We start from the raw sequence: 10,639 nt of genomic DNA, 5'->3' as shown, positions 1-10,639 counted from the left end.
GTATCAAAACCGTTAACTTCCAATAATAAAGAATATACTAAAAGCGCTTTGCGAATCAAACTGAATTCTCATAATGTAATAAATTATTTGCCGAATTACATAAGTATGGAACGCCGATGGCGCTAATGGGGCTGATTATCGATGGACTATTGGATCGATGGAGTAGTATGGAACTTAATTTTGAACAGGTACCATTTATTACTTACCGGTCGGCGAATATCGGCTTGATCAGCGTAATCAGCGTTATGTTTTGCGATGTCGATTGAGCTGCGGCATATAGAAACTGCATCGTCCTATCTATGCATCCCCGGGATGCATAGCTACCGATAAGCATTTTCAACGTGGGTTGTAAAGGGACGGCAGTCCCTTTCCTCATACAAAAAGATTCTACAGACATACCGGTTCTAATCTAAAGGGCCTGAAAATCCGGCATGTGCCTTTGCCGAAAGAAAGTTGCCCGGGGTGGGGGGAGTGGGACTCCCGCTGTAAACAGCTTTTTATCCGGCTTTTAAGGCAAATCCCCGAGCTTGTTCTATCCCGCCGCTGTAATCAGGCTCTCTAAAGAACCTTCTTTTAAACGTTTCAGGGCAAACGCGAAGGCTTTCTGCAGGTTTTCTTCAGCCTTCTCACTCAAGCCTTCGGCCATGGCCCAGTCATAGCCTTTCATTTCGAGCAGAAATGCCGGAAGATCGCTCCGGTAAAGTTCGTGGCAGAGTTTGAGCACCGAGCCGGGGGACATGGCATGGGTCGAGAACGAGACTTCATATTCGGGTTGCAGTTTGGTGAAACGGAACGGCTCGATATCGTTTTCGGAGGCGTCGGCAAAAATCACGGCATCGTACTGTGAGATTTCGAGAGCATCTTCGGCATTGAGCTGGTAATTGGTTTCGACCGTTATACCGGGAAGGCTTTCTTTTTCGATCCGTTCCGCCAATAAAACACCCAGGCCGTCATCGGAACGGCCTGGGTTTCCATATCCATAAACGAGTATTTTCGCCATAGCTTTCTGAGGTCTTACTACTTTCTTTTCGAAGAGATACAACTGTTATTGGAATCGTAGATGCTGACCTCGAGGGGCATTTTACCGATCGCGTGAGTCGCGCAACTCAGGCAGGGGTCGTAGGCCCGGATTGCAACCTCAACACCGTTGAGCATGCCTTCGGTCACTTCGGCCTTGCCATCGATGGTATTTGTCGCGACCCAGTTGACTGCCCGGTTCATGGGCTCGTTGTTGTGGGTTGTAGACACGATCAGGTTACACATGGTAATGAGATCGTCTTCGTTGGTCCGGTACTCATGGAACAGGGTCCCCCGCGGAGCTTCAAGGAGACCGACGCCGCGATAGGCCTTTTCTCCCTTGGTAACAAGGTTGTCACTCTGGAGATCGGGATCGTTGAGCAGGTCCTTGATCTTTTCGGCGGCATGGAGTGTTTCGATGAGCCGTGCCCAGTGCATGTGCATCGACCTGTTGGACGGTTTACCGTTGGTATAGGCCTTAAACGCTTCGAACTCTTTCTGTGCCATCGGTGTATCGATGAAATCACAGGTGTTGAGACGGGCGAGCGGGCCAACACGATACCAGCCGTTGGTTTTGCCCAGCGACTTGAGATAGGGGAATTTCATGTAACTCCACGACCGGACTTCTTCACCGATATAGTCGAGATAGTCCTGGTAATCGATATCATCGAGGATCTTTTTGCCCTCGGCGTCGACCGCTCGTAAAACACCGTGATACAGATCCAGCGCGCCGTCTTTGCGAACCAGGCTGAGGTGGCTTGACGGGAATTCTGCGTAGTCGTCGATAATCGCTTTGTTTTTCTTGTGGAAATCTTTGAAAAAGGCGAGCGCGCCCTGCGACCACTCGACCATCTTCTCGATACCCGGCATTGCGCCGAAACCATTGATCAGTTCGTCGCGTTCTGCAATCGAAAGATTCTTATTGATCCCGCCGGGGATAGCGCCGGTGCCGTGAATCTTTTTCCCCGCGGTCCGGAGGATGACTTCCTGACCATACTTCCGCATCATGACGCCCTGGACCGCAAGCTCTTTGTGCTTGAGCGCAACGCCGATGACATTTCTGAGTGCCGGGTCGCCGTCAATACCGAAAAGCAGGTCGGGGGAGACCAGGTGGAAGAAATGGAGTGCATGCGACTGGAATGTCTGACCATAGTGCATGAGTCGTCGCATTTTTTCACCGGTGGCCGTGAGACCGTCACCGGTGCCTGCGCCAACTAAAACATCCATTGCCTTGGCTGCTGCAAGATGATGGCTGACCGGGCAGATGCCGCAGAGCCGCTGAACCAGCACGGGAGCTTCCCAGTAGGGCCGCCCCTGCACAAACCGCTCAAAGCCCCGGAATTCTACGATATGAAGCCGGCTTTGAGAAACCTTGTTGTTGTCATCAAGGTGAATTGTCACCTTACCGTGACCTTCGACCCGGGTGACGGGTTCTATTGTAATTTTCTTTGCCATGTTTGCCTCGCTTTATGGGTTAATCGAATTTAACAACTTCATAGGGCAATACCATCTCTTCACCCTTGATCAGGGCAACGAGCGCATTCCAGATCAGATCCGCACGGGGCGGACAGCCCGGAAGATAATAATCGATCTTCACGATGTCCTGACAGGGATAAACCCGGTCGAGGATCATGGGAAGTTCGCTGTCGTTGGGAATGATCTTGTCATCCACAGTCGGTGAATTGAGATAGGCTTCCTCAAGACACTCCTTGACGGGAATGCCGTTTCTCATTGCGGGAAGGCCGCCCATGAGTGCGCATTCGCCCACTGCGATGAGAATATTGCAGTTCTTGCGGAAATCGCGAAGAACATGCACGTTTTCGCTGTTGCAGCATCCGCCCTCGATGAGGCCGATGTCACACTGTTTGGTAAATGTTTTTATGTCATCGATTGGTGATTTATTGAACTCGACCAGTTCGATAAGGTCAAGGATACGTTCGTCAATATCGAGTATCGACATGTGGCACCCGAAACAACCTGCTAATGATGTCGTTGCAACGATAGGTTTACTCATGAATTTCCTCCATTATTTATTAACTGCCTTGGATTCAACGTCACTTCCAATCGGCTTGCTGTCGTATTTACGGGCGCCGATAGGCTTTGCAAAACCCTGTTCTTTTCTGATTATCGATCCCACCGGACACATGTCCATTGCTTCCTGCGCCATCTCATCGGTGATCTTGGCGGCGAGTTCTTTGTCGATATTGATATCGATTTCCGAGCCCCGCTTGGTGAACGCAAACACATGCTTGCCGTCTTCGGTAAGCACGCCGCGGATACAGCGTTTACAGAAGATACAGCGGTTCCGTTCGAGGATGAGCTTGGAATTGGATGCATCGAGTTTCCGGGGTTTGAAGGTAAACTTGAACCGGGGGGCCATGATTTTATACCGGTAAGCCATGGCCTGGAGTTCGCAGTCACCGCTCTTTTCGCATGCAGGACAGAAATGATTACCTTCAACAAGCAACATCTCGAGGATTACTTTCCGCATGTCGTTGATTTCCGGTGTTTCGTTTTCAACGGCCATGCCCTCGGCTACTTCGGTGGTACAAGCCGCCATGCATTTACCGTTGACCTTGACCGTACAGATACGGCAGGTCCCTGCAGGAGTCAGCCCTTCAAAGTGGCAAAGTATCGGGATATAGACGCCGTTTTCCTTCGCGGCGTCGACAATATTCTGCCCCGGACGGGCCGTGCACTCTTTTCCGTCGATTGTAAATGTAAGTGTATCGCTCATTGTATTACCTCTTTTTTAAAGATTGGGAGTTCTTCCGGAATAGTCACATGAATCGGCAACAGCCGACGCCAAATCAAATCCTGTATCGTAGTCGGTATCTTTTTTCAAGACTGAATCGAATTCACTCCGGAAATTGGTCACCAGATTGACAACCGGATTGGAGGCTGTTTGTCCGAGACCGCAGCGGCTGGATGTTTTCATGACCGAACCGATAGAAAGGATTTCATCGAGATCGGCTTCCACACCATGGCCATCCATAATTTTCTGAAATTTGCTTTTGAGCAGTGACGTTCCCGAACGGCAGGGGACGCATGAACCGCATGATTCTTCGGCAAAGAAATCGATGAAATTCCGGGCGATATCCAGTACATTCCGGCTCTTGTCGATCACGATGATCGATCCACCGGTGGGAAGATCGGTAAAATCGATTTTACGGTCGAATTCCGCAGCCGGTACCAGCGTTCCCGAAGGACCGCCGACCTGGACCGCCTTGGTATCCTTTACTCCGCAAAGATCGAGCATCTCTTTAACACTCAAACCCCATTCGACTTCGTAGATACCCGGCTGTTCGCAATCGCCTGAAATGCTGAGCACCTTGGTACCCGACGACCGATCGGTCCCCAGTTTACGGTACCACTCACCACCCTTCACCACAATTCGTGCTGCAGCGCAAAATGTTTCAACATTATTTACCGCAGTCGGCTGATTGAGATATCCCTGGGTTACCGGGAAGGGAGGACGGTTCCGGGGTTCGCCCCGTTTGCCCTCGGCAGATTCGATCAGCGCAGATTCTTCACCACATACATAGGCGCCGGCGCCAAACTGAATCCGGATGTCAAAATCGAACCCGTCCTTGCCGGCAATGGATTTGCCCAGAAGGTTTTTTGAACGGTAATCGTCGAGAATGGATTCGAGATAATTCTTGAGATACATGTATTCGGCTCTGAGATAAATGATGCCTTCCTGCGCACCCACCGCGTACGCGCCGGTAATCATACCTTCAATCATAAGCTGCGGGCGTTCGGTGAGAATGACCCGGTCCTTGAATGTTCCCGGCTCACCTTCATCGGCGTTACATATAATATAGTGTGCATCACCCTGGGCCTTACGGCAGAATTCCCATTTCATTCCTGCGGGAAAACCAGCGCCTCCGCGGCCGCGGAGATTGGATTCTTTCACTTCCTTGATAACTTCTTCGGGACTTATACTTACCACTTGTTTCACTGCACTTCCCTGCTCGAAATCGGCAAACACCACCGGACCGCCCTTCCGGATATTGTTGTTGACCATCGATTTGACAAGGTCCGATGCGTTGGCGCCATCACCATAGTCGGTAACCAGGTCCTGGATCGATTTTCCGGCCTTAAAGCCGGCAACAATACTCTCCGCCTTTTCGGGCGTCAGATTGGTGAACGGAACACCGTTGATCAATGCTGCGGGCTCCTGATCGTTCATCCCGATATCAGCGGTGGTATGAAGACCAATCAGACCGTCGGAGGTAACTTCTCCAAAAGAACAACCGGCGGCCTTTTCAAAGGCCGCGGCAACCTGCTCGCGCCCTTTCATCGTTGCAACCGCACTGTCGTTCAGGTAAATTGCATATTTGCCCACCGGTTCGGTTGAGAAAAAATGATAAAAAGAGACTGTCTGCTGAATATCAACCTTTGATATTCCCAATTCCCGGGATAATGCATCAATAGCATCATTGAAAATCGAACCGTCTTCCATACGAATATCAATAAGGATATCCATAAGGCGTGATGGATCGCTGTTGTGTTTTTTGACAATTGCGGAAATGTCTGCCATATGCGAAAACACCTTTTGTTATATGTTGTATAATTACAGTTAATATATAACCCGACCTAAACCTCTATAATATAATTTATTGTTCCATAAAGGAACATAAAAGGAGCATAATTTATGCATTTTTGAATAATAAGCAACGCAATATCTGCGGCTCGTCTGTTTACGGCTGCTTTCCAGAGTGCTGGAAAGGGGAGCGAATTTATGGTAAAAATAGTTGTAATTGATTGTTTTATAAAGAGATATGGCAAAGCAGCTTACAGGTCACCGGCCCGTTCTTCGGCATTCACAAAGTAGATCAGATTTTCGAGTTCGACTTCAAGATTCACATTAGTGACCACGATGCCCGATGGGCCCTTGAAATGGATCGGTGCGAAATTAAGAATGCCCTTGATTCCCGCACCGATCATCATGTCAAAAGCCTGGCGGGCGGCGTTATAGGGCACCGCGATGATTCCGATCCTGATGTCGTTTTTTCTGATAAAAGTTTCCAGTTCGTTGAGGGGGTAGATCGGAACCGGAGCTTCGGCGGTGATTTTTCGCGGATTGATATCGAATCCGGCGACGACGTCGATACCGCTCTTTTTAAAGGCCCCATATTCCATGAGGGCCCGTCCGATCCGACCGATGCCGATAATAATAACCTTCTGGTTGCCGTTTTTTCCCAGGATCGTATTCAGCTTTTCGGTGAGGTCATCGGTTTGATATCCTCCCCGTTTACTTCCCATGATTCCGAAAAGCGAGAAATCCTTTCGGACCTGGGTTGCGGTTTCACCCGCGGCGTCGGCGATATTATCAGAAAAAACTTTGACAAAGCCGATCTTTTTCAGACGATAGAGGGCGTTTTTATATCGTGAAAGGCGGAGAATGCAATTTCGGATTTTACTGCTGCTTTTCTGATCGAACATAATCTTGAGAATAATTATTATGACACCGGTGAAACAAAAAATATGGTAACAAAAAATATATAAAAAGCACCTGCAAAAGGATGGTTCGCAGCAATTATATTTAATGCTCAATGTGATACGACATGAATTATTGCTTCATTCTTGTCCTAAATTGGATATAAATACTCCGTTTTAAAATAAAGGATAGTGTGATGAGTTTCAAAAAGCTGTTCGCTCCCCAGTCGGTAGCCGTGGTAGGAGCATCGGCAAATGAATCAAAAGTCGGCTTTTCGGTTTTGAAAAATCTTGTGAGCGACGGATTTTCGGGAAATATTTACCCGGTGAATCCAAAAGCCGAGAGTATCCTCGATATTAAATGCTACAAATCGTTGCTTGATATTGATGGTGATGTAGATTGCGCGGTTATTGTGGTTCCCCGCGATGGTGTTGTTCCGGTGATGCAGGAGTGTGTGAAAAAAAGCATTTCATCGCTGATAATCATAACTGCCGGTTTTGCCGAGAGTGACGACAAGGGAAAGCGTCTTCAGCAGGAGATCGCCCAGATCGCCCGGTCCAACAAGATGACCGTTTTAGGGCCCAACTGTCTTGGATTGATCAATCCCTGGACAAAGATGAATGCATCCTTTGGGCAGGCGGCGGGGGAGCCGGGTTCTATTGCGATCATGTCCCAATCGGGAGCGCTTATCACGGCTATTCAGGACTGGGCAGCACGCAATCGGATCGGTTTTTCGATAATCGCATCGATCGGGAACAAGGCCTGTGTTGATGAAGTCGATTTTCTTGAAAATCTGAAAAGGGACAATAACACCAAAGTTATCGCTGCCTATCTCGAGGACATATCTCATGGCCAGAAATTCATGCGGGTTGCCGAAGTTGTGGGCAAGGAGAAACCGATTATTATTCTGAAGTCCGGGCGGACCCAGTCGGGCGCCAAGGCTGCGTCGTCCCATACCGGAAGTCTTGCCGGAGCAGATGCCGCTTATGCCTGTGCATTCGAGCGCACCGGTGTTGTGCGGGTGGATTCGATCGAACATCTCTTTGATGTTTCTTCCGCCTTTGCCTACCAGCCTCTTCCAAAGGGTGACCGGATGGCTATTTTGACCAATGCTGGCGGGCCCGGGATCATGATGTCGGATGCTCTTGAAATGGCCGGCCTCACGGTTACCCGCCTCGACCGGGAAACCAAAGACAAACTCCTGAAAATTATGCCCTCGGCAGGTTCGCCCCATAATCCGGTGGATATTCTGGGTGATGCCGACGGCAAGCGGTACCGGGACGCCATGAAAATCCTTCTGGCGAGCGATGCGGTGGATGGTCTTTTAGTTATTCTGACGCCCCAGAAGATGACCGAGGATGTTGCTACTGCCCGGGCAATGGTTGAGATTTCGGCCGAAGCCGGGAAACCGGTGATGGCCTGTTTTATGGGCGGGGATACGATCGGTAAAGGGATCAAAATTCTTCAGGAAAACCGTATTCCTCAGTATTCGATTCCCGAGCGCGCTGCCCGGGCGATGCGGGAGATGGTTCTTTACAATTCTTACAAGAACCGTCCGCTGCGGGTGGTGGAGCGGTTTGCGATCAACAAGAATCCGGTCATTAAAATTATCAAAGCCTATCGCAACCGGGGATTGAACGAGATCGGCGAGGTCGATTCCAAGACGATCATGAAGGCTTACAATTTCGACATGCCCCCGGGAATGCTTGCATCCGATGTTGATGAAGCCACACGGCTTGCCGATCAGCTGGGCTATCCCCTGGCTATGAAAATATCCAGCCCCGATATTCTTCACAAATCGGATGTCGGCGGCGTGCGGATCGGACTTGACGACCGCGGGGATGTCGAAGACGTCTTTGAGCTGATGATGCTGCGGATCGGCAGGAAGATGCCCGACGCCGAAATCAGGGGGGTGCTGCTGGAAAAAATGGTCGCCGGAGGACAGGAAGTGATTCTGGGTATGAATAAGGACCCCCAGTTCGGTCCCATGCTTATGTTCGGACTGGGTGGTATCTTTGTTGAAGTGCTCAGGGATGTGACTTTCAGTCTGGCGCCGGTTACCAGAGAAGAGGCTTTTCAGATGATTCAGCGGACAAAAACCTATAAATTACTGACCGGTGTACGCGGAAAACCGTCGGTGGATATCAGCGCAATAATCGACAATATCGTTCGTATGTCTCAACTAGTCATGGATTTTCCTGAAATTGAAGAGATCGATATTAATCCATTAAAAGTGGGATATGAGGGTGAAGGCGCATCGGTGGTTGATGCGCGAATAATCATAACAAAGGAGTAATGCCTCAATGGCTTCATGGGAAGAAGTATATAAAAAAAAGATAATGACCGCGCAGCATGCGATCCGCATGATCAATGCTGGCGGGCCCCGGATTTTTATCGGTACCGGGTGCGGCCAGCCGCAGCTTCTGGTTGAAGAGCTTGCCAGTCCCAATAACGATATAATCGATGCCGAAATCTATCATCTGCTTACTCAGGGAGTGGCTCCTTATATACACGAAGAACAGAGCAGAAAGTTCAGGACCAGCAGCTTTTTTCTCGCTCCCAATGTGCGGGAAGGCATTATCAGCGGACGGGGCGATTATACCCCCATTTTCCTTTCCGAAATTCCCCGCCTTTTCAAAACCGGAAAAGTCCCCCTCGATGTTGCGCTGATTCAAACTTCACCGCCCGATAAAAACGGCTATCTCAGCCTGGGCGTATCGGTGGATATTGTCAAATCGGCGGTGGAGAACAGCCTGATGGTCATTGCCGAAGTGAATGATAAAATGCCCCGCACCTTCGGTGATTCCTTTATCTCGGTCGATATGGTCGATGCCATTGTCATGAGCGATATGGATATTATCGAATACCAGCTTCCTGAAACCAATGAAACCGTTGATGCCATTGCCAAAAATGTCGCTTCTTTGATCAATGACGGTTCCACGGTTGAAGTGGGGATCGGAAATATTCCCCAGGCCGTACTCAAATATCTCCAGGATAAAAACGATATCGGTATTCATACCGAGATGTTTAACGATGCTATCATTCCGCTTATCGAAGATGGTATCATTAACGGCAAAAAGAAATCGATCAACCGGGAAAAGGTGGTAGCGAGTTTCTGTTACGGCACCCGGAAGCTCTACGATTATATTCACGAGAACCGGATGTTCGATTTTAGGCCCTCCGAATATGTCAATGATCCTTTCGTGATCGCTCAGCACAACCGGATGGTAGCGATCAATGTGGCAATCGAGGTAGACATGACCGGCCAGGTGTGTTCCGACTCTATCGGCTATGATTTCTACAGCGGTATCGGCGGACAAGTCGATTTCAACCGGGGCGCTGCCCGGGCCAAGGAAGGGAAAGCGATCATCGCACTGCCTTCAACGGCAAAAAACGGCGCCATTTCCCGAATCGTACCAACGCTTACCGAAGGCGCCGGGGTGGTAACCACCCGCGGGGATGTCCACTATGTGGTCACCGAGTACGGGGTTGCGTACCTTTTCGGAAAAAGTATCCGCCAGCGTGTCATCTCCCTCGCCGAAATCGCCCATCCCGATTTCAGAAACGATATTCTCAAGGAAGCCAAACAGCGGAAATACATCTTTCCCGATCAGAAAGAGATGCCTTCCCACAGCAGAAAGTATCCACGGGAATTCGAAAAACGGAAGCCGCTTAGTGACGGCACCGAGCTTTTTTTCAGACCGGTCAAGCCTACCGATGAAACCATGCTCCGGGATATGCTTTACAAGTGTTCCGAAAAATCGATCGCCTTCCGTTTCTTCAAACCGCTCAAGGCTTTTCCCCATAAATTCATACAGGAATTCGCCAATGTCGATTTCTCCAAAGACATGGCAATCGCGGCCCTGGTACAGGAAACCGGTGGCGAACATATCATCGGCGTAGGTCGCTACTATCTCAATCAGACCACCAACCGTGCCGAAGTCTCCTTTATGGTCAGAGACGACTGGCAGGCCAAAGGCGTGGGTACCTACCTGCTCGATATGCTTACCGAAGTTGCAATCGCACGGGGCGTCAAAGGCTTCGAGGCCAGCGTCCTGCTCCAGAACCACAGCATGCTCTCGGTGTTCCATAACTCGGGATACAAGGTTTCCACTCACCGGGAAGAAGATACGTATGTTATTTCCTATGATTTCAGGTGATTGACAAGGCTGAGGCAGA

The 10,639-nt window shown here is 49.7% G+C and carries 8 protein-coding genes; 2 read left to right on the top strand and 6 right to left on the bottom strand.

The features are described 5' to 3' along the window. Positions 1-532: 532 nt before the first annotated feature. The 6 genes from GF401_05235 to GF401_05210 all read right to left on the bottom strand — a co-directional run bounded on the left by GF401_05235 (position 533) and on the right by GF401_05210 (position 6,465). The gene (locus tag GF401_05235) at positions 533-1,000 is read right to left on the bottom strand and encodes a hydrogenase maturation protease (protein ID MBD3344446.1); all 468 of its coding nucleotides are present in this window, start codon (positions 998-1,000) and stop codon (positions 533-535) included. Positions 1,001-1,017: 17 nt separating this feature from the next. Further along, a complete protein-coding gene (locus GF401_05230) occupies positions 1,018-2,472 on the bottom strand; it encodes a Ni/Fe hydrogenase subunit alpha (protein MBD3344445.1) in 1,455 nt (484 codons plus the stop codon). 19 nt (positions 2,473-2,491) lie between these two features. After that, entirely contained in the window at positions 2,492-3,031 is a 540-nt protein-coding gene (locus GF401_05225) for an NADP oxidoreductase (protein ID MBD3344444.1), read from the bottom strand. Positions 3,032-3,043: 12 nt separating this feature from the next. Continuing rightward, positions 3,044-3,754, bottom strand: coding sequence for a 2Fe-2S iron-sulfur cluster binding domain-containing protein (locus GF401_05220; protein MBD3344443.1), 711 nt, complete (start codon positions 3,752-3,754; stop codon positions 3,044-3,046). A 15-nt stretch (positions 3,755-3,769) separates the two neighbouring features. After that, positions 3,770-5,560: a hypothetical protein gene (locus tag GF401_05215; GenBank protein MBD3344442.1), complete on the bottom strand. Its 1,791-nt coding sequence runs from the start codon at positions 5,558-5,560 to the stop codon at positions 3,770-3,772. Positions 5,561-5,814: 254 nt separating this feature from the next. Beyond that, positions 5,815-6,465, bottom strand: coding sequence for a redox-sensing transcriptional repressor Rex (locus GF401_05210; protein ID MBD3344441.1), 651 nt, complete (start codon positions 6,463-6,465; stop codon positions 5,815-5,817). A gap of 191 nt (positions 6,466-6,656) precedes the next feature. Between GF401_05210 and GF401_05205 the strand changes: the two genes are divergently transcribed. Next, positions 6,657-8,756 (top strand): CoA-binding protein, encoded by a 2,100-nt coding sequence (locus GF401_05205; GenBank protein MBD3344440.1) that lies wholly within the window; start codon positions 6,657-6,659, stop codon positions 8,754-8,756. Positions 8,757-8,763: 7 nt separating this feature from the next. After that, positions 8,764-10,620 carry a GNAT family N-acetyltransferase gene (locus GF401_05200; GenBank protein ID MBD3344439.1) on the top strand — a complete coding sequence of 619 codons (1,857 nt, stop codon included), beginning with the start codon at positions 8,764-8,766 and terminating at the stop codon, positions 10,618-10,620. Positions 10,621-10,639 lie beyond the last annotated feature (19 nt).

It is taken from the genome of Chitinivibrionales bacterium, assembly GCA_014728215.1.
In the GTDB taxonomy this organism is placed as follows: domain Bacteria; phylum Fibrobacterota; class Chitinivibrionia; order Chitinivibrionales; family WJKA01; genus WJKA01.
This window is presented reverse-complemented; position numbering and strand designations above follow the sequence as displayed.

Coding starts and splice junctions, on each gene's coding strand:
- GF401_05200 (MBD3344439.1), top strand. CDS start 8,764: ATGGCTTCATGGGAAGAAGTATATAAAAAAAAGATAATGACCGCGCAG.
- GF401_05220 (MBD3344443.1), bottom strand. CDS start 3,754: ATGAGCGATACACTTACATTTACAATCGACGGAAAAGAGTGCACGGCC.
- GF401_05235 (MBD3344446.1), bottom strand. CDS start 1,000: ATGGCGAAAATACTCGTTTATGGATATGGAAACCCAGGCCGTTCCGAT.
- GF401_05225 (MBD3344444.1), bottom strand. CDS start 3,031: ATGAGTAAACCTATCGTTGCAACGACATCATTAGCAGGTTGTTTCGGG.
- GF401_05210 (MBD3344441.1), bottom strand. CDS start 6,465: ATGTTCGATCAGAAAAGCAGCAGTAAAATCCGAAATTGCATTCTCCGC.
- GF401_05230 (MBD3344445.1), bottom strand. CDS start 2,472: ATGGCAAAGAAAATTACAATAGAACCCGTCACCCGGGTCGAAGGTCAC.
- GF401_05215 (MBD3344442.1), bottom strand. CDS start 5,560: ATGGCAGACATTTCCGCAATTGTCAAAAAACACAACAGCGATCCATCA.
- GF401_05205 (MBD3344440.1), top strand. CDS start 6,657: ATGAGTTTCAAAAAGCTGTTCGCTCCCCAGTCGGTAGCCGTGGTAGGA.